The 19,094-nt window shown below is 67.7% G+C and carries 19 protein-coding genes and 1 riboswitch; of the genes, 7 read left to right on the top strand and 12 right to left on the bottom strand.

The genetic code is table 11. The features are described 5' to 3' along the window. Positions 1-92: 92 nt before the first annotated feature. The 5 genes from OXS31_RS17950 to pstS form a co-directional block, all read right to left on the bottom strand. Positions 93-1,379, bottom strand: a complete 1,287-nt coding sequence (locus OXS31_RS17950) for a putative porin (RefSeq protein ID WP_007160739.1) — start codon at positions 1,377-1,379, stop codon at positions 93-95. Between the two features lie 311 nt (positions 1,380-1,690). After that, positions 1,691-2,455 (bottom strand): phosphate ABC transporter ATP-binding protein PstB, encoded by a 765-nt coding sequence (gene pstB / locus OXS31_RS17945; protein ID WP_017638707.1) that lies wholly within the window; start codon positions 2,453-2,455, stop codon positions 1,691-1,693. Positions 2,456-2,460: 5 nt separating this feature from the next. Then, positions 2,461-3,336 carry a phosphate ABC transporter permease PstA gene (gene pstA / locus OXS31_RS17940; protein WP_007160737.1) on the bottom strand — a complete coding sequence of 292 codons (876 nt, stop codon included), beginning with the start codon at positions 3,334-3,336 and terminating at the stop codon, positions 2,461-2,463. Further along, a complete protein-coding gene (gene pstC, locus OXS31_RS17935; protein ID WP_007160736.1) occupies positions 3,336-4,310 on the bottom strand; it encodes a phosphate ABC transporter permease subunit PstC in 975 nt (324 codons plus the stop codon). Before pstC ends, pstA begins: the two co-directional genes overlap by 1 nt. Positions 4,311-4,386: 76 nt before the next feature. Further along, positions 4,387-5,400 (bottom strand): phosphate ABC transporter substrate-binding protein PstS, encoded by a 1,014-nt coding sequence (pstS, locus tag OXS31_RS17930; protein ID WP_027600129.1) that lies wholly within the window; start codon positions 5,398-5,400, stop codon positions 4,387-4,389. Between the two features lie 394 nt (positions 5,401-5,794). Continuing rightward, a riboswitch (yybP-ykoY riboswitch) is annotated at positions 5,795-5,961 on the top strand. A gap of 5 nt (positions 5,962-5,966) precedes the next feature. Between pstS and mntP the strand changes: the two genes are divergently transcribed. Then, entirely contained in the window at positions 5,967-6,539 is a 573-nt protein-coding gene (gene mntP / locus OXS31_RS17925) for a manganese efflux pump MntP (RefSeq protein ID WP_007160734.1), read from the top strand. After that, entirely contained in the window at positions 6,539-7,375 is an 837-nt protein-coding gene (locus tag OXS31_RS17920; protein ID WP_027600893.1) for a hypothetical protein, read from the top strand. The genes mntP and OXS31_RS17920 overlap by 1 nt, the downstream gene beginning before the upstream one ends. Here OXS31_RS17920 and OXS31_RS17915 read toward each other — a convergent pair. Further along, the gene (locus OXS31_RS17915) at positions 7,372-7,914 is read right to left on the bottom strand and encodes a cytochrome b/b6 domain-containing protein (RefSeq protein ID WP_027600127.1); all 543 of its coding nucleotides are present in this window, start codon (positions 7,912-7,914) and stop codon (positions 7,372-7,374) included. The two genes, OXS31_RS17920 and OXS31_RS17915, sit on opposite strands and share 4 nt — an antisense overlap. A gap of 79 nt (positions 7,915-7,993) precedes the next feature. Further along, positions 7,994-9,667: a phosphoethanolamine transferase gene (locus OXS31_RS17910; protein WP_027600126.1), complete on the bottom strand. Its 1,674-nt coding sequence runs from the start codon at positions 9,665-9,667 to the stop codon at positions 7,994-7,996. A gap of 244 nt (positions 9,668-9,911) precedes the next feature. On the opposite strand from OXS31_RS17910, the gene OXS31_RS17905 reads away from it, so the two are divergent. Continuing rightward, positions 9,912-10,892, top strand: a complete 981-nt coding sequence (locus OXS31_RS17905; RefSeq protein WP_267401126.1) for a cation diffusion facilitator family transporter — start codon at positions 9,912-9,914, stop codon at positions 10,890-10,892. On the opposite strand, the gene OXS31_RS17900 is transcribed toward OXS31_RS17905, so the two are convergent. Both OXS31_RS17900 and OXS31_RS17895 read right to left on the bottom strand, forming a co-directional pair. Next, the gene (locus OXS31_RS17900; RefSeq protein ID WP_267401123.1) at positions 10,889-11,437 is read right to left on the bottom strand and encodes a cytochrome b/b6 domain-containing protein; all 549 of its coding nucleotides are present in this window, start codon (positions 11,435-11,437) and stop codon (positions 10,889-10,891) included. The two genes, OXS31_RS17905 and OXS31_RS17900, sit on opposite strands and share 4 nt — an antisense overlap. Beyond that, complete coding sequence (locus OXS31_RS17895; RefSeq protein WP_042137015.1) at positions 11,437-11,703, bottom strand: PepSY domain-containing protein; 267 nt, start codon at positions 11,701-11,703, stop codon at positions 11,437-11,439. Before OXS31_RS17895 ends, OXS31_RS17900 begins: the two co-directional genes overlap by 1 nt. Positions 11,704-11,856: 153 nt before the next feature. Here OXS31_RS17895 and OXS31_RS17890 point away from each other — a divergent pair, with 153 nt between their 5' ends. After that, entirely contained in the window at positions 11,857-12,522 is a 666-nt protein-coding gene (locus tag OXS31_RS17890) for a response regulator (RefSeq protein ID WP_042137013.1), read from the top strand. Beyond that, positions 12,519-13,880, top strand: a complete 1,362-nt coding sequence (locus OXS31_RS17885) for an ATP-binding protein (RefSeq protein WP_267401118.1) — start codon at positions 12,519-12,521, stop codon at positions 13,878-13,880. Before OXS31_RS17890 ends, OXS31_RS17885 begins: the two co-directional genes overlap by 4 nt. A gap of 10 nt (positions 13,881-13,890) precedes the next feature. On the opposite strand, the gene OXS31_RS17880 is transcribed toward OXS31_RS17885, so the two are convergent. Next, complete coding sequence (locus OXS31_RS17880; RefSeq protein ID WP_267401116.1) at positions 13,891-15,105, bottom strand: MFS transporter; 1,215 nt, start codon at positions 15,103-15,105, stop codon at positions 13,891-13,893. Positions 15,106-15,184: 79 nt separating this feature from the next. Here OXS31_RS17880 and OXS31_RS17875 point away from each other — a divergent pair, with 79 nt between their 5' ends. Both OXS31_RS17875 and OXS31_RS17870 read left to right on the top strand, forming a co-directional pair. Beyond that, positions 15,185-15,679 (top strand): MarR family transcriptional regulator, encoded by a 495-nt coding sequence (locus tag OXS31_RS17875; protein ID WP_042137007.1) that lies wholly within the window; start codon positions 15,185-15,187, stop codon positions 15,677-15,679. 5 nt (positions 15,680-15,684) lie between these two features. Beyond that, positions 15,685-16,491, top strand: a complete 807-nt coding sequence (locus OXS31_RS17870) for a helix-turn-helix transcriptional regulator (protein WP_267401111.1) — start codon at positions 15,685-15,687, stop codon at positions 16,489-16,491. On the opposite strand, the gene OXS31_RS17865 is transcribed toward OXS31_RS17870, so the two are convergent. Both OXS31_RS17865 and OXS31_RS17860 read right to left on the bottom strand, forming a co-directional pair. Further along, positions 16,454-17,518 (bottom strand): 2-isopropylmalate synthase, encoded by a 1,065-nt coding sequence (locus OXS31_RS17865; RefSeq protein WP_108582451.1) that lies wholly within the window; start codon positions 17,516-17,518, stop codon positions 16,454-16,456. The genes OXS31_RS17870 and OXS31_RS17865 overlap by 38 nt on opposite strands. Before the next feature lie 151 nt (positions 17,519-17,669). Beyond that, on the bottom strand, positions 17,670-19,031 hold the full coding sequence (locus OXS31_RS17860; protein WP_081875226.1) for an MFS transporter: 1,362 nt from the start codon (positions 19,029-19,031) through the stop codon (positions 17,670-17,672). Positions 19,032-19,094: the final 63 nt, after the last annotated feature.

The raw sequence follows: 19,094 nt of genomic DNA, 5'->3' as shown, positions 1-19,094 counted from the left end.
GCCCAACAGGTGCCAGGCGAGTCTCTCCATCGCGCAGGCAAAAAAGAACCGCCCGAGGGCGGTTCAAGCGGAGCACGACCTGAGGGCCGTGGTTAGAACTTGGCTTCCAGGTCCAGCTGCAGGGTCTTCACGTCGGCATCGGTGCGGAAGCGGCTGGCGGTGTCGGACTCGGCGAGGAAGTAGGTCAGGCCGACGCCGAAGTTCTTGTCGATGTCGTAGCCGAGCTTGAGCTTGTGGCCGCGGGCGCCGGTCGAGCCGTTGCCGAAGTCGGAGTCGGTGAAGGCGCCCACCACGGCGTTGCGCTGGACATCGCGGTAGTTGTATTCCAGGCCGACCCGCTGCATCAGCTTGGTCTTGGCGCCCACCAGCCAGGCGGTGTCCTCGCCGTCGTCGGCCTTGTCGTTGACCACGTACTGGCCATAGAAGGACAGCGGCACCCACAGCTTGGTCAGGTCCAGCTGGGCGAAGCCCTCGTAGAGCTGGAAGCGGTCGGTGGTGTTGCCATTCACCGCCAGGGCGCAGGGCGAGGTGACCGAACCGGTGGTCGGGCAGGTGCTGTCCTGGTCCTTGTCGTAGGCGTAGACGCTGCCGCCGACCATCAGCTTGGCGGCATCGCCCAGGTTGAAGCGACTGCCCAGCTGGCCGGCGTAGAGGCGCAGGTCGTGCTTGAACTCATAGCCCTCGCCGTCGACGTTGTCCTTGAGCACATAGTAGCCGGTGCTGCCGAACAGCTCGGCGCCGCCGCCGAGGTCGTATTTGTAGGTGCCGGCCAGGCCTTCAGGGTTGATGTCGGCGTCCCAGATGACGTCGCCGGTGCTGACCCACTGCTGGCCCATCTTGCCGCCCACCAAGTGCAGATTCGGCAGCGCCGTGGGGTGGTAGTCGATATAGGCCTGATCCAGCCAGAGCTGCTTCTTGTTGAAGTAGCCGTTGAGGTCCTGGTTGGTGGAGCGGGCATCGTCGCCGCCGCCGGTGGCGATGCGGATGCCGGTGTCCACCTGCGGATTGATCTCGCTGTAGGCGCCCAGTCGCGCCCGGATGCGCTGGCGGTCGCGGTCGCGACCGTTGTCCGGCTCGCCGCTGATGTCGATGCTCTCGTGGCGCACCCGCACATCGCCCTTGATCTGGGTCTTGGCGGCCCAGGCCAGTTTCTTCTCGAAGTCGGAGGTCTTCTGCTGCTGGGCGACCTGGGCGGCGCGCGCCTGCTGCTCCTGCTGCAGGTCGCCGCGCAATTCGGCGTACTGGGCGGGGGTGATGGAGCCGTTGGCCTTGAGCATGTCGAGCAGCTTCTCATCGACAGCGGCACTCGCGGTGGCCGAGCAGGTGGCCAGGAGCACGCCCGAGAACAGCGCCGTGAATCGATAAGGGTTAACAGACATCGGCAGATCTCCTTTCAAGACAATCCAGGGGGTGGTGGCTGGCAGTGCAGCCCGTCACGAAGCTGGCTCAGTCTCGGCAGAAGAGATGTCGTTTTGCCTTCAATAAAGTAAAACTTTTAATACAAGCCTTTGAAATTAAATGAAAATTTCACGGTAACGCCATGCGTTGCCAGCTTGGGAAAAGTCTTTCTCGGACGTGAAGACAGTTTTCTCCGCCGAGAAACCAGGCGACCGCCCTGCCCCGCCCCTTTCCGCTCGCCCATGAAAAAGGCCACTCCGGGGAGTGGCCTTGCCGAGAGCCGGCGAAATCCTCAGCCGAAGCGACCGGTGATGTAGTCCTCGGTCTGCTTCTTGTCCGGCTTGGTGAAGATCTTGTCGGTCTTGTCCACTTCGATCAGCTCGCCCAGGTACATGAAGGCGGTGACGTCGGAGCAGCGCGCCGCCTGCTGCATGTTGTGGGTGACGATGACCACGGTGAACTCCTGCTTGAGTTCGGCCAGCAGCTGTTCGATGCGCGCGGTGGAGATGGGGTCCAGGGCCGAGGTCGGCTCGTCCAGCAGCAGCACCCGCGGACGCAGGGCGATGGTGCGGGCGATGCACAGGCGCTGCTGCTGACCGCCGGAGAGACCCAGGGCGCTCTGGTTGAGCTTGTCCTTGACCTCGTCCCACAGCGCCGCGCCGCGCAGGGCCTGTTCTACGCGATCCTGCAACTCCACCCGGGACAGCCGCTCGTGGTGGCGGATGCCGTAGGCGACGTTGTCGGCGATCGACATCGGGAAGGGCACCGGCTTCTGGAACACCATGCCGATGGTGCTGCGCAGGCGGCTCAGCGAGTACTTGGGATCGAGGATGTTCTCCCCGTCCATGAGGATCTCGCCGGTCGCTTCCAGCCCCGGGTATTCCGAGTAGATGCGGTTGAAGATGCGCAGCAGCGTGGACTTGCCGCATCCGGACGGGCCGATGATGGCGGTGATCTGCTTGGCCGCGATGTCCAGGTTGATCGACTTGAGCGCCTGGTGGCCCTTGTAACGGAAGCCGACGTCGCGCGCCTGCAGTTCCGGTATCTGCGTCTGCATGGTAGTCACTTGGAATCCCGGTTACGAAAGAAGAAGCGAGAGGAGAGGTTCAGGAGCAGCACGAACAGCGTCAGCAGTAGGGCGCCGGCCCAGGCCAGGTGCTGCCAGTTCTCGAACGGACTCATGGCGAACTGGAAGATGGTCACCGGCACGGTGGCCATGGGCTTGAGCACGTCGGCGTTCCAGTACTGGTTGCCGAAGGCGGTGAACAGCAGCGGTGCGGTCTCGCCGGTAATGCGGGCGATGGACAGCAGCACCCCGGTCACCACGCCGGCGCGGGAGGCGCGCAAGAGGATCTGCAGGGTCACCTTCCACTGGGGGATGCCCAGGGCCAGGGCCGCTTCGCGCATGGCCGGCGGCTGCAGCTGCATCATCTCGTCGGTGGTACGGGTCACCACCGGCACCACCAGCATGGCCAGCGCCAGGGAGCCGGCGAATCCGGAGAAGCCCAGGCTGCCGCCGGAGTACTGGTTCAGGGTCACCACCACGGCGGTGTAGATGAACAGGCCGATGACGATGGACGGCGCCGACAGGAGGATGTCGTTGACGAAGCGCACCACCAGGCCCAGCTTGGAGTGGCGGGCGTATTCGGCCAACCAGAGTCCGGCGAGGATGCCGATGGGCGCGCCGATGGCGGTGGCCAGCAGGGTGATCAGCACGCTGCCGAACAGGGCGTTGGCCAGACCGCCGTCGGCGGCGCCGGGCGGCGGCGTCATCTCGACGAAGATGGCCGGGCTCAGGGCGCTGACGCCCTTGATCAGGGTGGTACCGAGGATCCAGGCCAGGAAACCCAGGCCGAGCACGGCGGCGGCGCTGCCGAAGATCAGCGCGATGCCGTTCTTGATCCGCCGCTTGCGATAGAGATAGGCGTCGATGTGCATCAGTTACCTGCCTTGCGCGACAGTTGCGTCAGCATCAGCCGTGCCGCCAGCAGCACGAAGAAGGTCACCACGAACAGCAAAAAGCCCAGGGCGATCAGCGACGAGCGGTGCAGATCGGTGTAGGCCTCGTTGAATTCGTTGGCGATCACCGAGGCGATGGAGCTGCTCGGCATCATCAGCGATAGGGAGAACTGGTGGGCGTTGCCCAGCACGAAGGTCACCGCCATGGTCTCGCCCAGGGCGCGGCCCAGGCCGAGGAAGGCGCCGCCGACCACCGCCGAGCGGGTGTAGGGCAGCACGATGTCCCAGCAGACTTCCCAGGTGGTGGAGCCCAGCGCATAGGCCGATTCCTTGAGCTGCGCCGGCACGCTGCGAAACACCTCGTACATCACCGAGGTGATGAAGGGCAGGATCATGATCGCCAGGATGATGCCGGCGGTCAGCATGCCGATGCCCAGCGGCGGCCCCTGGAACAGCACGCCGATCACCGGGATGGCGCCGAGGTAGTCGTTGATGAAGGGCGAGATGTGCGCGGCCATGAAGGGACCGAAGACGAACAGGCCCCACATGCCGTAGATGATCGAGGGGATACCGGCCAGCAGTTCCACCGCCGTGGCCACCGGACCGCGCAGCCAGGTCGGGGCGATCTCGGAGAGGAACAGGGCGATGCCGAAGGCGGTGGGCACGGCCAGCAGCAGGGCGATGAAGGAGGTCATCAGGGTGCCGTAGATGGGCACCAGGGCGCCGAACTTCTCGGCCCCGACATCCCATTCGGCCGAGGTGATGAAGTCCAGGCCAAAGGTCATGAAGGCGTGGCGACCGCCCCAGAGGGTGGACGCGGCGGCGCCGACCAGTACCAGCAGTACCAGGAGCGCGGCGGAAAACAGCAGCCGGCGGAACCAGACATCGGCGCGGGTATCCCGGCGGATGCGCTGTTCCTGAGCGGCGGAGAGGGGCAGGGTCTGGTCGGTCATGGAGCTTTCCGTCTACCTGGAAGGACGCGCGAAACCGCCTGGACCCCAGGGGATCCAGGCGGCGGGACAGGCGTGCTTACTTCTTGAAGTCGGACGCCCAGTAGCCTTCGATCTGCTTGACCAGGGTGTCCGGGACCGGGACGTAATCCAGGGCCGCGGCATCCTTCTGGCCATGCTCCAGGGACCACTTGAAGAAGTCGAAGGCGACCTTGCTGCGCTCTTCGTTCTTGGGTTCCTTGTACATCACGATCCAGGTGGTGGCGGTGATCGGCCAGGCGTCGGCGCCCGGGGCGTTGGTCATCAGCAGGTTGAAGTCCTTGGCGCTCTTCCAGTCGGCGGTGGCGGCGGCGGCCTGGAAGCTCTTGGCTTCGGGCTGCACGAAGTTGCCGGCGGCGTTCTTCAGCTGCACATGGGTCATCTTGTTGGTCAGCGCATAGGCGTACTCGACGTAGCCGATGGAGCCCTTGATCTGCTTCACGTAGGCGGCGATACCCTCGTTACCCTTGCCACCCACACCGACCGGCCAGTTGACGGTGGTGCCGAAGTTGTACTTCTCCTTCCACTCCGGGCTGACCTTGGCCAGGTAGTTGGTGAAGTTGTAGGAGGTGCCCGAGCCGTCGGAACGACGCACCACGGTGATGGCGCCCTCGGGCAGCTTCATGCCGGGGTTCAGCGCGGCGATGGCCGGGTCGTTCCAGGTCTTGATCTCGCCCATGAAGATCTTGGCCATGGTCGGGCCGTCGAGCTTCAGCTTGCCGGGCTCGATGCCATCCACGTTGATCACCGGCACGATGCCGCCGATGATGGTCGGGAACTGGCCCAGACCGCCCTTCTGCAGGTCGTCGGTGCTCATGGGGGCGTCGGTGGCGCCGAAGTCCACGGTGCCGGCCTTGATCTGGGCGATGCCGCCGCCGGAGCCGATGGACTGGTAGTTGATACGGTTGCCAGTCTTCTCGCTGAAGCCTTGCGACCACTTCGACAGAACGGGGAAGACGAAGCTCGAGCCGGCGCCCGTGACATCCACGGCGTGAGCGGCGGTGCTCAGGCAAAAGGCCGACAACAACAGAGAGAGGCTGAACGTGCGTTTCATGGTGGCTCCATTACCTAGTGAGGGCTGGCGCTAGGCTATTGCCGAAATGTGACAATTAAGTGTCAGCGGCATGACGAAACGGGGACGGCAGAGCGCCATCATGGGCGACGGGCTGGCGCTCGGCCTCGCGACCAGTGAGGGCACGCTTCCCGCCCTGCTCGGCGGGAGCAAGCGACCTCCGGGCATCCATGGGCGACGTCCGCGCAGGGCACCGGTAGCCGCTAGTCGTCTCTCACAGCATCCTGTGCCGAGCCCCCAATCCAGCAAGAGCGCGCCCTGCAGAGCATTCACCGTCGCTTTTGGAGGACTCGACGGCAGAAGATTTAGCCAAGGCTATATATATTAGAACTATCTACAAGATAGACTTTCTCTATCCGGATGGGTAAGGTGGCGGCCTCTTTGGGGAGTAGCCTGCTTCCACCGCGGTGGAAAGCGTCCTGATCAACATACTCGGCAACCGCCGTGGTCAGGACAGCCAGTCAGGGTTGGCGAGACCAGAGGCATCACCGCGCCACGCCGGGCGTGCGGGGATGTCTTGTGGATCGAGCCCGGCCGGCGCTGTCACGATGAACCCCGCTTCCCTGATGTTTCTGGCCTTCGCCATGTCCACCGATGCCTTCGCCGCCGCGGTCGGCAAGGGTGCCAGCCTGCACAAGCCCTGCCTGCGCGAAGCCCTGCGCACCGGCGCCATCTTTGGCGTCATCGAAGCCATCACCCCGGTAATCGGCTGGGCCGTCGGCCTCACCGCCGCCCAGTACGTCCAGCCCTGGGATCACTGGATCGCCTTCACCCTGCTCACCGTGCTCGGCCTGCGCATGATCTGGGCCGGCTTCGGCGCGCCCGAGGCCGAGGAAGAAAAGCCCCGCCAGCATTCCTTCATGCTGCTGGCCCTGACCGCCGTGGCCACGAGCATCGATGCCCTTGCCGTGGGCGTGGGCCTGGCCTTCATCGACGTCAACATCATCACCGCCGCCCTGGCCATCGGCCTCGCCACCATGATCATGGTCACCACCGGGGTGATGCTGGGCCGGGTGATGGGCAACCTGGTCGGCAAGCGCGCGGAGATGCTCGGTGGCGTGGTGCTGATCGTGATCGGCGCGGCCATCCTGCATGAACACCTGGCCGCCGTTGCCAGCTGATGGCTCGCCTCTGGCGTAGCGCCCTCCTCGTCCTGGCCGCCCTGCTGCTGGCCGCATTGGGCTTTCTCGCCTGGCAGCGCTTCTGGCCGGCCCAGGCCGCTCCCGGCTGGCGCTACGAAGTGGCCCATGCCGACATCGCCAAGGCCAGCGCTCTGGCCTGGCAGGGCGATGCCCTGCTCACCGCGGAAGAACTCAAGGATGGCAAGGGCCGCCTGCTGCGCATCGATGCCCAGGGCCGGCGCAGCGTGCTCAGCGAGGGGCTGTACAAGCCCGACGGCCTGGTGCCCTACCAGGACGGCTTCGCCTACAGCCAGGAAGGCGGCACCCATCCCATCCGCTGGTTCGACGCCGCCGGCAGTCGCGATCTCTTCACCGGTATCAACGCCCAGGGGCTCTGGGCCGAAGGCAAGCGGCTCTATGCCGTGGAAGACCGCAAGGGGGCCGGCCGCCTGCTGCGCTACGACGCCGCCGATGGCAGCCTGACCGTGCTGCGCGACCACCTGGACGAGGCGGAGTCCTTTACCCGCTGCCCGGACGGCAGTGCCTTCTATACCGAGAAATCCCGCGGCCTGGTGCGCCAGCTGAGCGACGATGGCCGGGATCCGCCGGCGCTGCGCGATCTGCGCGAGCCGAGCTTTCTGCTCTGCGACCGCCGCGGCCTGTGGATCAGCGAAGACTCGACCCACCGCGCCCGTCTGCTGCTCTGGGATCGCCAGTCGGCCCCGCGCGCCATTCTGACCTTCCTGCGCGCGCCCCAGGCCTTGCTGCCGCGGGGCGACGGCTATCTGCTGGCCGAAGGCGGTCGCGACCGCATCATCGCCCTCGAACCGCGTTAAAGCATGCGCTTCAAGGTGTCGTCCTTGCGCACCAGGTGATGCCAGAGCGCGGCCAGCAGGTGCAGGCCGATCACCCAGTAGAAGGCCTTGCCGAGCCAGAGGTGCACGCCCTTGAGCGTCTTCGCCAGTGCCGGGTCCACCGGGAAGGGCGAAGGCAGCGCCCAGGTGCTGGACGGGATCTTGACCGCGCCGATGGTCAGCCAGACGGTGAACAGCCCGAGCAGCGGCTGGGCCAGCAGAAAGGCATAGAGCGCGTAGTGGGTCAGTCGGCCGATGGTCTCCAGGCTTCGCGTCAGCGGCGGCGTGATCGGCGGTACCGGATGGCGGTGGCGTACCAGCAGCCGCGGCAAGACCAGCGCCAGGACCAGCAGGCCCACCCAGAAATGGCTGAGCGTCACCCACTGGCGCTCCAGCGAGCCCCGCTCGAACTGCCCGCGGTTGAGGATCAGCACATAGGCCAGCAATACCAGCAGGGCCATGAGCCAGTGCAGCAGCCGGGCGCTGCGCGCATAGCGGGAGACAGAGGAAGCGGAAGGCATGACGGGATCCTGCGACTGAGATGAAGAGGCGCCGGCAGTGTAGCGGCGCCCCGGAGCCAAGGGTAAGACGGCCGCGGCGCTAACCGCAGGGCGCTGACGAGGTATCCAGCAGCAAGGTGCTCAGCTGCTGCGGCGGCTGGTGCACCAGGCCGGAGGGCGATTCGCAGACACGCTGCACGAAATTGTCGCTGAACAGCAGCTTGCCATGGACGAAGTACTCGTCGGGGCGGCGATTGGGATTGTCGATACGGGTCCCCAGCCGCTGCGCCAGCCAGCTGCCGGCCTCGTAGTGGCTGATCCAGCGCTCGCCCTGCAGCTCGGCCAGGGCCTCTGCCGGGGCCTCCCGCGCCACCACGATCACCGGCACGTCGCTGACCTCGGGCACCAGGTCGTTGTGCCCCCAGTGACCGCCCTCCCCCAGCCGCTGGCCATGGTCGCCGGTGATGATCAGATAGCGCTCGCCGTCCAGGCGGTCGAAGTCGGCGAGGATCTCGGCGAGCAGGCCGTCGAGATAGTGCAGGGAATTATCGTAGGCATTGGCCTGGCCCTCGGCCCCGCTATCCGGCCAGGGCGCCGGGGTGCGCTCGTGGCGATAGTTCTGCGCATAGGGCAGGTGCGCGGTGCGCAGGTTGAGCACCACGAAGTTGCGCGGCGCCCACCGCTGTTCGTCGAGGATCTCCAGCAGGGCACGGTCCTGGCGTTGCAGGAAGCGCAGCGGATGGTCCTCGCGGGTGATGGCGACGTCCAGGTAGCGACTGCCCAGGTGCGCCAGCAACTTGGACTCCTGGGACGACAGCCAGTGGGTGCGAAAGCCGGCGGCCTGGGCGAAGCGAAACAGGTTGATCTCGCCGCTGCGCAGGCGCCCGTCCTGGCCCGGTTCGCGGATCGGATTGAGCAGGTAGGGCAGGCTCACATCGGTGGCCACCCCTGCCGCCACGCCGGGGCGGATCAGCGTCTGGGGATTGGCCGCCAGATAGGCCGACAGCTGTGGCGTGGTATCGCGCGCATAGCCAAAGGCGCCCAGGCGATCGCTGCGCAGGGAATCGGCCACCACCAGCCAGACGTGCCGCGCGCTGCTGGGCACCGGGGCCAGTCCATAGGGCGCATAGGCGGTGGGCGGCAGGACGACGTCGTCACGCCCGGCCAGGCGCACCGCCCAGGCGGAAAAGGCGTTGAGGCTGTTGTGCAGCCCGCTGCGCGCGGGGCTGGGCACGAAGGCATCGAGGTTGCGATAGGTGGCGCGATAGGGTTTGGACAGCAGCACCGCGGCGATCAGGATCAGCGCCCAGCGACTGGCCGGCAGCGGCACCCGGCCGGGCAGCTGGAGATGCAGGGCGATCAGCAGTCCATAGGGCAGCCCCACGCACAGCAGCACCGGCCAGTGTTCGGGCAGACTGAGCCACAGCGTCTGGCGCACCTCCGCGGTGTCGCCCAGCAGGGCCTGGATGTCGATGGCGCTGAGCGGCTCGCCGAAGAAACTCAGGTTGCCCAGCTGCAGCAGCTGCATCAGGGCGAACCCCAGCAGGATGAACGCCGCTAGGCGCGGCAGATTGCTCAGCCAGAGCGCCAGGCTGAACACCCAGAGCGCGGCCACATAGCCCGCTTCCAACTCGGCGCGGTTGTTTGGCGTGAAGCCTTGCTGCAGGAAGTCGTCGGCCAGCAACAGCAGGCAACTCAGACTGCTCAGGAGCAGCAGATTGCGCCAGGGTCGCCAGCCCGAAGCGCGGGGGCGGGAGAAGGCAGCGAGCAGCATCAGGGCGCCCGGCGCCCGCGCGAAGGGAGACTGGGGAAGGCGATCATGAGCGGGCTCCGGCGACAGGGAGCCGCTACCCTGAGGGGCGAACCTTAATGAAGTCTTAGCAACTCATGCCCGGTAACAGATGACCAAGGGGTCAGCTGACTGCCCGATCCGCTTGACCCTGAAGTCACTTCAGGCTTCAGGATCGTCAGCGAAGGGCCCGTGCCCACTGCCTCCTCAATGCTCCGGAGACCTGTAGATGAGTGGCTGCACCTCTCACCACGATCATGACCACGACCACGACCACGACCACGACCACGATCATCAGCATGGCCACGACCATGGCCATGGCCATGGTCATTCCCACGCCCCGCGGGTGACCGCCGACAACGAGCGCAAGCTCAAGCTGGTCTTCGCCCTCACCTTTGGCTACGCCATCGTCCAGGCCGTGGGCGGCTGGTGGTCCGGCTCCCTGGCGCTGATCGCCGATTCCGGCCACATGGTCTCGGATGCCGCGGCGCTGCTGCTGGCGCTGGTGGCCTACCGGGTGGCGGCCAAGGCGGCCAATGCGCGCTTCACCTATGGCTTCCACCGGGTGCGCATCCTCGCCGCCCTGACCAATGGCGTCGCCCTGCTGCTCTTGGTCCTGTGGATCGGCTGGGAAGCCATCATGCGGCTGCGCGAGCCGACCGAGGTGCTGTCCGGCCCCATGCTGGCGGTGGCGGTGATCGGCCTGGTGGTCAATATCGTCGGCTTCGTGGTGCTCAACGGCGGGCACAAGGACGACAGCAACCTGCGCGGCGCCCTGCTGCATGTGGCCGGCGACCTGCTGGGTTCGGTGGGCGCCATCGTCGCCGCCCTGGGCATCCTCTGGACCGGCTGGACCTGGCTGGATCCGGCGCTGTCGATCCTGGTCGCCCTGCTGATCGTCAAATCGGCCTGGACCCTGGTGCGCGATGCCGGCGCGGTGCTCTTGCAGGCGGCGCCGCGGGAATTCGACACGGCCGGTGCCACGGCGGCGGTCCGCGCCCTGCCGGAGGTGGCCGAGGTGGGCCATCTGCACGTCTGGACGCTGACCGATGAAACCCGCATCGCCACCCTGCACATCACCCCGGCGCCGGGCAGCGATCCCCTGCGTCTGCCGACCCTGGTGGGCGAGCTGCTGCGCAGTCGCCATGGCCTGCAGCACGTGACGGTGCAGGTGGATCCGCCGGGTACCCTCGACGGGCACTGCGCCTAATCGGGCGTGGACCGGTCGTCGAGCGGACGACGGCGACCGGTCAGCATCGACAACGGCAGGTTGTCGCCCACCCTCAGACTTTCCACCACGGCGGCCACGGCATGCAGGCAGACCAGCGCCAGCAGGCCGTTGGCGAAGCAGGCGTGCAGGTCCTCGGGCCAGTCGGCGGCCCAGAGGGCATCCACCTCGCGCATGAGGAAGCCGGTGACGCCCAGGCCGCCGATGGCGGCCATCATCAGCAGCATCACCAGGGCGCCCAGCGGCGAATGGCCGAGACGATGATGGGGCCGCCCCTGCCAGAGATCGCGCAGATGGGCGCCCAGCCGCGCGCGGGTCGGCCAGCAGTCGCTCCAGCGCGCGCTGCGCGGGCCGACGAAACCCCAGACCAGGCGCACCAGCAACCAGGCGCTGGCGTAGTAGCCGATCCAGCGGTGCCAGAAGGCGCCCTTCTCGTTGAAGAAATAGTTGGCGAAGAAGGCAGCGGCGACCGACAGGTGGAACAGCCGCACCAGGGGATCCCAGAGCCGCACGGTCGCCGCGCTCATCAGCTGCCGATCTCGCTCTTGACCGCCTTGCCGCTCACCGGATCGTGATAGATCTCGACCTTGCGCCTGTCCTTGTCGAAGCCGTAGATCTCGTAGCAGTTGCCCTTGGTGATCTTGAACTTCTTGATCTCGTAGCCCTGGTCACGCAGCTGCGCCTGGAATTTCTCGGCGTCCTGCCAGGTGGACTTGTCCGCCTGGGTGCACTGGGGTTCGGCGGCGAGGGCCAGGGGACTTGCGAACAGCAACGGCAGCAACAGGCGGCGCATGGCGACACTCCTCGTGGTGGGAGTGACCAGACTCGACGGCGAAGCTTAATGCAGTCTTAGGATGCAACGCCCGGTAACAGTTGCCCCTGCCGCTGCGCCAGGACGCCAGCGATGATGGCGGGCTAGAGCCATCAAAACGAGAGGAAGGCGGTCGTGCGGGTACTGCTGGTGGAAGACGATGCGGCCCTGGCCCAGGGCATCCGCATGGCCCTGCGCGGCGAGGGCTATACCCTGGACTGGGTGGCCGACGGCCTGGCCGCCGAGCACGCCCTGGCCGCCGAACGCTTCGATCTGGTGCTGCTGGACCTGGGCCTGCCGCGCCTCGACGGCCTCGACCTGCTGCGCCGCCTGCGCAGCCAGCCCGACGGCCAGGTGCCGGTGCTGGTGCTCACCTCCCGCGACGCCAAGGCCGATCGCATCCAGGGCCTGGATGCCGGCGCCGACGACTACCTGGTCAAGCCCTGCGACCTGGACGAACTCAAGGCGCGCCTGCGCGCCCTGATCCGCCGCAGCTGTGGCCGCGCGCAACCACTGCTGGAGCACGCCGGCATCAGCCTCGACCCGGCCAGCCAGGTGGTGCACTACCGCGGCGCCGAGGTGGTGGTGACGCCCATGGAATACCAGCTGCTGCACCAGCTGCTGTTGCGGCCGGGCGCCGTCATCACCCGCGAGCGCCTGAGCAATACCCTGTATGGCTGGCAGGAAGCCGCCTCGGGCAACACCCTGGAAGTGCTCATCCACAACCTGCGCAAGAAGCTCGACAGCGGCCTGATCCGCACCGTGCGCGGGGTGGGCTATCTGCTGGAGCGTCAGCCATGATCGCCATCCGCACCCGCATCCTCGCCCCCACCCTGGCCCTGGTGCTGGCTGGCAGTCTGGCCCTGGCTCTGCTGGCGCTGCGCGACAGCCATCGCGAGATCGAGGGCATCTACGACGCCCAGCTGGTCCAGGGCGCGCGCCTGCTGGAAGGCCTGCTGCAGGCCGGCACGCCGGCGGCGGATCGTTGGCCGGAGCTGATCCGGGTATTCGATCGGGCCATGCAACCCGTTCCCGGCAGCGTGCCGGCGCACCCCTACGAGAATCAGCTGACCTTCCAGGTCTGGACCGCCGATGGCCGGCTGCTGGCCCGCTCCGGCAATGCGCCGCGGCTGACCGAGGTGCCGCCGGAGGGCCTGCACGAGGTGTTCGAGAACGGGCGCGAATGGTGCGGGATGCTGGTGCGTACCGCCGATGGCGGCCTGCGCATCTGGGTCGGCGAGCGCGAGGACCTGCGCCAGGACCTGATCCAGCGCATCGTCAGCCATACCCTCTGGCCGACGCTGGTGGGCCTGCCGCTGCTGGTCGGGGTGCTCTGGCTGCTGCTGGGTTGGGGCCTGCGACCGTTGCAGGATTTCGCCCGCGGACTGCGCGAGCGCGATCCCCACAGCCTGGCGCCGCTGCCGACCGGCCCGCTGCCGCCGGAGTTGCAACCCATGCGCGGCGCCCTGGATCACCAGCTCGCCCAGTTGCGCGCCCTGCTCGATCGCGAGCGGCGCTTCATCGCCGACGCCGCCCATGAATTGCGCACGCCCCTGGCGATCCTCGACCTGCATGCGCAGAACGCCCAGCGCGCCGAGACGGCCGCGGAGCGCGACGAAGCCCTGGGCTATCTGCGCCAGGGCGTCAGCCGGGCCACCCGCCTGGCCAGCCAGTTGCTGACCCTGGCGCGACTGGAACCCGGTGCCACCCTGGTCCAGCCGCTGGCCCTGGAGCCCCTGATACGCGAAGAGCTGGCGGAATTGACGCCGCTGGCGCTCAGGCAGCAGGTGGAGCTGGTGCTGGCGGCCCAGGCCGGACCGCCGGTGCTCGGCGATCCGGACGCCATCGCCATCGCCCTGCAGAATCTGGTCACCAACGCCCTGGCCTTCGCCCCCGCCGGCAGCGCGGTGGAAGTCGGCATCGAGGCCAGCCAGGACCAGGGCGTCCTGCTGCGGGTGAAAGATCGCGGCCCCGGGGTGGACGAGTCCGAGCTGGCGCGGTTGTGCGATCGCTTCTACAGCGCCGGCAACCCCCAGGGTGCCGGGCTGGGGCTGGCCATCGTCGAGACCATCACCCGCCGCCTGGGCGGTGCCCTGACCTTCAGCAATCGCCCCCGGGGCGGCTTCTGCGTGGAGTTGCGCCTGCCGCGCGCCGGCTAGGTTCAAACAGCTAGGCCCGCTGGTAGCCGCGCGCCACCACCGGGCGCTCCGGGCGGGTCAGGCGCAGGCCGAGGCCCATCAGCAGCACCACGCCCATGGCCATCAGCAGCCAGGCGTTGGCCAGGCTGTCCAGATGGTCGCGCAGGATGCCGGCGGCCAGCGGCGCCAGGCTGGCGATCAGGTAGCCACCGCCCTGGACGAAGCCAAGCAGCGCGCCGGCGTCGGCGAGATCGCGCACCTTGTCCATCGCCAGGATCAGCGACAGCGGAAACAGCGCGCCGATGCCCAGGCCGAGCAGGATGGCGGTGGGCACCGCCAGCTGCAGCGGCGCCAGCGCCAGGCACAGCAGCCCCACCAGCACCACGCCGAGCACCCCCAGCACCAGCGGCCGGCGATTGCGCAGGCGGGCGATGGTCGCCGACAGCAGGAGACCGGCGCTGACCTCGGCCAGACTCACCCCGCCCAGCAGCAGGCCGCTGTCGGCCGGTTGCCAGCCGAGGCCGGTGTAGTACGGCGGCAGCCAGGCCAGCACCAGGGTGTAGGCCGCGGTCCCGATGCCGAAGAAGGCCAGCAGCAGCCAGCCCTGGCGCTGCCGCCAGGGTTGCGCGCGGGTTGCCGCGTCCTGCGCCGGCGCATCCGGACGGGCCAGGGCCAGCCAGGTGCCGAGCGCCAGCAGCACCGGCAGGGTCCAGAGCGCCAGGCCCTGGGCCCAGCCCCACTGCTCGGCCAGGGGCGCGGCGGTGGCCGCCGCCACGGCCGCGCCGCCCATGATGCCGGTGGTGTAGAGGCCCATGAGGGTACTGGTGCGCTGCGGATGGCAGCGGCGGATATAGGCGGGGATCAGCGCCTGGACCAGGGCGATGCCAACGCCGCCCAGCCCGGCGGTGAGGATCAGCCCCAGGCCGCTCGGCTCTTCCCAGCGCAGCGCATTGGCCAGGGCCAGCAGCAGCAGGCCGAGGGCGATGCCACGGCGTTCGCCGAGCCAGGCCTGCAGACGGGCGCCGCCCAGGGCGCAGAGGCCCATGGCGGCGATGGGCAGGGTGGTCAGCGCCCCGGCGCCACTGCCTTCCAGGCCGGTGGCGGCCTGGATGCCATCCAGCAGCGGACCGATGGCGGCCAGGATGGGTCTGAGGTTCACGCCGACCAGCAGCACCAGCAACACGGCCAGGAAGGCATCCTGGCGCGGTGCGGGCGTGTTCGGGGATGAAGGTGACACGGAAAGCATGGACAATCTCCAGAGTGACGCGATATTTCTCTTGATGAGAAGTATCTTAACATCAAGATATATTTCCGAGGTAAGCCGGATGGCCGATCGCGCCGAATTCGCCGTGGACCAGTGGCACCGCGAGCGCCCCGACCTTGATGCCCTGCCCATGCGCCTGGTCGGTCGCCTGGGCGAGATGGCCCAGGTGCTCAATCGCGACGTCCTGCAGCCCTTCTTCGACGAACACCGGCTGCACTATGGCGAATTCGACGTCCTGGCCACCCTGAGGCGCGCCGGCGAGCCCTATGCCCTGAGTCCGACGGTGCTCTATGAATCGGCCATGATCTCCTCGGGCGGCATGACCAATCGCCTCGACCGCCTGGAGCGCGCCGGGCTGATCGAGCGGCGCAAAAATCCCGAGGATCGCCGCAGCACCCTGGTGGCCCTCACCACGGACGGCTTCGCCCTGATCGACGGCCTGATGGCCGCCCACGTCGACAACGAACGCCGCGCCCTGGCCACCCTCAGCGAGGCCGAGCAGCGGCAGCTGGATGCCCTGCTGGGCAAGTGGCTGGCCGGCCGCGCGCCGTCCTGACGGCCATGTACCTCGACTTCAGCTCGTGCAATGGCCTGCACGCCGTGGCCCAGGACTATGCCCATGGCGAGCGGGTGCCGCCCCATCGTCATCGCCAGGCGCAGCTGATTCACGCCCTCTGCGGCATCGTCATCGTCAACACCGCCCAGGGGCGCTGGGTGGTGCCGCCCGGGCGCGGCGTCTGGGTACCCGCCGACGAAGAGCACGATCTGCACCTGCTGGGCCGGGTCGAGGTGCGCACCCTGTTCGTCGATCCCCAGGCGCGCGCCGAGTTGCCGACGCGCTGCCAGCTGATCGCCGTCTCGCCGCTCCTGCGCGAACTCATCCTGGCCGCCCTGCCCCTGCCTGCCGATCGACCGGCCGAGGGGCGTGCCCGCTCTATCCTGCAGCTGATGCTCGACGAGCTGCAGGGCTCGCCCACCGCCGGCCTGCACCTGCCCTGGCCGGTGGATGCCACCCTCGCCGCACTCTGCCGCCACCTGCGCCAGCACCCGGGCGAGCGCTGGACGCTGACCCGCGCCGCCGCGCGGCTGGCGGTCAGCGAACGCACCCTGAGCCGGCTGTTCCTCAAGGAAACCGGCCTGACCTTCGGCCAGTGGCTGCAGCGGGCGCGGCTGGATTCCAGCCTGACCTCGCTGGCCGCCGGCCACGCCATCGTCGACGTCGCCCTGGACCATGGCTATGCCAGCCCCAGTGCCTTCGCCACCCGCTTCCGCCAGGTGTTGGGGGTGTCGCCCTCGGCCTATCGCGGCCAGACGGAGTTGCCCCCCGCCCCTAGCCCGCCACCCGGCCCAGATCGGCCGGATCTATGATCCCCAGCGGCGCGGCCTGCGCTGGGTAGGCGGCCAGGGCCAGGCGACCGCCATAGGGATGGCGCGGATGGATGGTCAGCTGGTTGCAGGCCTCCACCACGCTGGCCACCTCTTCCAGGCGGGAGAAGTCGATGCCCGGCGTGATGCCCTGGCTGTAGAGATTCAGCGCCAGGGTCACCAGATCGACGTTGCCGGTGCGTTCGCCGTTGCCGAACAGACAGCCCTCCACCCGCGTGGCCCCGGCCAGCTGGGCCAGTTCGGCGCAGGCGACGCCGGTGCCGCGGTCGTTGTGCGGATGGACGCTGATGGTCACATGGGGCGCCGGACCCAGGCCGCGGATGAAGCCCTCGATCTGGTCGGCATAGACATTGGGCGTGGCCACTTCCACCGTCGCCGGCAGATTGAGGATCAGCGGGCGCTCCGCCGAGGGCTGCCAGGCCTCGCGCACCGCCTGGCAGATCTCCAGGGCGAAGTCGGCTTCGGTGAAGCAGAAGGTCTCGGGCGAATACTGATAGGTCCAGGCCGTCTCCGGCTGGGCGTCGCACAGGGCGCGCACGCGCTGGGTACCGGCCACCGCCATGGCCAGGGTGGCGGCGCGATCCTGGTCGAACACCACCCGGCGAAACAGCGGCGCAGTGGCGTTGTAGAGGTGCACGATGGCGCGGGGGACGCCCTCCAGGGCCGCGAAGGTGCGCTCGATCAGCTCGCTGCGCGCCGGCGTCATCACCTGCAGCCAGAGATCGTCCGGCAGTCCGTCCGCGGTGACCAGTTCACGCACGAAATCGAAATCGGTCTGGGACGCCGCCGGAAAGGCCACCTCGATTTCCCGGTAGCCGATCGCCAGCAACAGGGCGAAGAAGCGCCGCTTGCGCTCCAGCCCCATGGGCTCGATCAGCGCCTGGTTGCCATCGCGCAGGTCGGTGGAGCACCAGCGCGGTGCCTGGGTCAGCTGACGGCCCGGCCATTGGCGGTCGGGCAACGGGGGCACGGCAAAGGCGCGGTACTTGGTCTGGGGTTGCTTGAGCATGGGGGACTCCAGGACTGGGTCCCCGAGTCTGAGCGCCCCGCCGGTCCGCTGCGCTCGCGAGCAGGACAGCCCCCTGCGCGATCCGGACAGCCCGCGGCATGCAAAAAGCCGCCGGGGATGACCCGGCGGCTTGCTTGTCAGCGACCCGCGGTCAGCCCACCGAGATGCGCTCCAGCGGTACCGGCTTGAGCCGCGGCGTGAGCACATGGATGACCACGATGGCCACCAGGTAGGCACTGCCGGCGACGATGAAGATCGGCTGGTAGGACTTGAAGATCTCCAGGATGTAGCCGTTGTAGGTGGTCATCAGCATGCCGCCGATGGCGCCGGCGGTACCGCCGATGCCGATCACCGAGGCCACGGCTTCCTTGGGGAAGAGGTCCGACGGCAGGGTCATCAGGTTGGCCGACCACGCCTGGTGGGCCGCGGCGGCGAGACCGATGATGCCCACCACCAGCCACAGGCTGGAGACGAACTGGGCGGTGACGATGGGCACGACCGCCAGGGCGCAGAGCAGCATGGTGGTCTTGCGCGCCAGGTTGGCGCTGCGGCCGAGCTTCATCTGCTTGGAGGAGCCCCAGCCGCCCATCACCGAGCCGATGTCGGCCAGGATATAGATGGCGATCAGCGGCGGACCGAAGGATTTCAGATTCAGGCCGTAGGTCTTGCCGAGGAAGTCCGGCAGCCAGAACAGGTACAGCCACCAGATCGGATCGGTGAGGAACTTGCCGGCGGCATAGGCCCAGGTCTCGCGGAAGGTCAGCAGCTTGAACCAGGAGATCTTGACCGCGACGGCCGGCTTGGCCGATACCGGGGAGCCATCGTCGGCCTGGATGTAGGCCAGCTCTTCGCGACTCACCTTGGGGTGTTCGTGGGGGCGGCGATAGATCAGCAGCCAGGCGATCAGCCACAGGGCGGTGACCAGACCGATGGAGATGAAGGCCGCGCGCCAGCCCCAGGCCAGGGTGATGGCCGGCACCAGCAAAGGTGTGATGATAGGGCCCATGGCGGTGCCGGCGTTGAACAGCCCGGTGGCCTGGGCGCGTTCCTTTTGCGGAAACCATTCCGAGACCGCCTTGAGGCTGGCCGGAAAGCTGCCGGACTCGCCGAAGCCGAGGGTGAAGCGCACCAGCACGAAGTGGGTGACGGTATGAGCGATGCCGTGACCGATGCTGGCGATGGTCCAGATGGTGAAGGCCAGGGCGTAGCCGATGCGCACCCCGACCTTGTCGATGATGCGGCCAAAGGTCAGGAAGCCGATGGCGTAGGCGCACTGGAACCAGAACACGATCTTGGCGTAGTCGGTCTCCGTCCAGCCCAGGTCCGCCTGCAGCGTGGGCTTGAGGATGCCGATCATCTGGCGGTCGATGTAGTTGATGCCGATGGCGATGAACAGCAGGGCGCAGATCAGCCAGCGGTAGCGGGTGAAGCGGGAGACTTGCGGGGTAGCGGCGACGGGCGTGTCCTGCGGCCGCAGGGCGGACTCCGTCTCGGGAGTGACCTGGATAGTCATCGAATAGGCTTCCTGACTTGTTGTTATTGACCGGCGTGAACCGGGGTCGTTGGAAAGCTGTTA

This window comes from Pseudomonas sp. GM_Psu_1 (assembly GCF_026544185.1).
Classification (GTDB): domain Bacteria; phylum Pseudomonadota; class Gammaproteobacteria; order Pseudomonadales; family Pseudomonadaceae; genus Chryseomonas; species Chryseomonas oryzihabitans.
The sequence above is the reverse complement of the archived record's forward strand: the minus strand, read 5'-3'. Positions and strand labels throughout refer to the sequence as shown.

Coding starts and splice junctions, on each gene's coding strand:
- OXS31_RS17950 (WP_007160739.1), bottom strand. CDS start 1,379: ATGTCTGTTAACCCTTATCGATTCACGGCGCTGTTCTCGGGCGTGCTC.
- pstB (WP_017638707.1), bottom strand. CDS start 2,455: ATGCAGACGCAGATACCGGAACTGCAGGCGCGCGACGTCGGCTTCCGT.
- pstA (WP_007160737.1), bottom strand. CDS start 3,336: ATGCACATCGACGCCTATCTCTATCGCAAGCGGCGGATCAAGAACGGC.
- pstC (WP_007160736.1), bottom strand. CDS start 4,310: ATGACCGACCAGACCCTGCCCCTCTCCGCCGCTCAGGAACAGCGCATC.
- pstS (WP_027600129.1), bottom strand. CDS start 5,400: ATGAAACGCACGTTCAGCCTCTCTCTGTTGTTGTCGGCCTTTTGCCTG.
- mntP (WP_007160734.1), top strand. CDS start 5,967: ATGAACCCCGCTTCCCTGATGTTTCTGGCCTTCGCCATGTCCACCGAT.
- OXS31_RS17920 (WP_027600893.1), top strand. CDS start 6,539: ATGGCTCGCCTCTGGCGTAGCGCCCTCCTCGTCCTGGCCGCCCTGCTG.
- OXS31_RS17915 (WP_027600127.1), bottom strand. CDS start 7,914: ATGCCTTCCGCTTCCTCTGTCTCCCGCTATGCGCGCAGCGCCCGGCTG.
- OXS31_RS17910 (WP_027600126.1), bottom strand. CDS start 9,667: ATGCTGCTCGCTGCCTTCTCCCGCCCCCGCGCTTCGGGCTGGCGACCC.
- OXS31_RS17905 (WP_267401126.1), top strand. CDS start 9,912: ATGAGTGGCTGCACCTCTCACCACGATCATGACCACGACCACGACCAC.
- OXS31_RS17900 (WP_267401123.1), bottom strand. CDS start 11,437: ATGAGCGCGGCGACCGTGCGGCTCTGGGATCCCCTGGTGCGGCTGTTC.
- OXS31_RS17895 (WP_042137015.1), bottom strand. CDS start 11,703: ATGCGCCGCCTGTTGCTGCCGTTGCTGTTCGCAAGTCCCCTGGCCCTC.
- OXS31_RS17885 (WP_267401118.1), top strand. CDS start 12,519: ATGATCGCCATCCGCACCCGCATCCTCGCCCCCACCCTGGCCCTGGTG.
- OXS31_RS17880 (WP_267401116.1), bottom strand. CDS start 15,105: ATGCTTTCCGTGTCACCTTCATCCCCGAACACGCCCGCACCGCGCCAG.
- OXS31_RS17875 (WP_042137007.1), top strand. CDS start 15,185: ATGGCCGATCGCGCCGAATTCGCCGTGGACCAGTGGCACCGCGAGCGC.
- OXS31_RS17870 (WP_267401111.1), top strand. CDS start 15,685: ATGTACCTCGACTTCAGCTCGTGCAATGGCCTGCACGCCGTGGCCCAG.
- OXS31_RS17865 (WP_108582451.1), bottom strand. CDS start 17,518: ATGCTCAAGCAACCCCAGACCAAGTACCGCGCCTTTGCCGTGCCCCCG.
- OXS31_RS17860 (WP_081875226.1), bottom strand. CDS start 19,031: ATGACTATCCAGGTCACTCCCGAGACGGAGTCCGCCCTGCGGCCGCAG.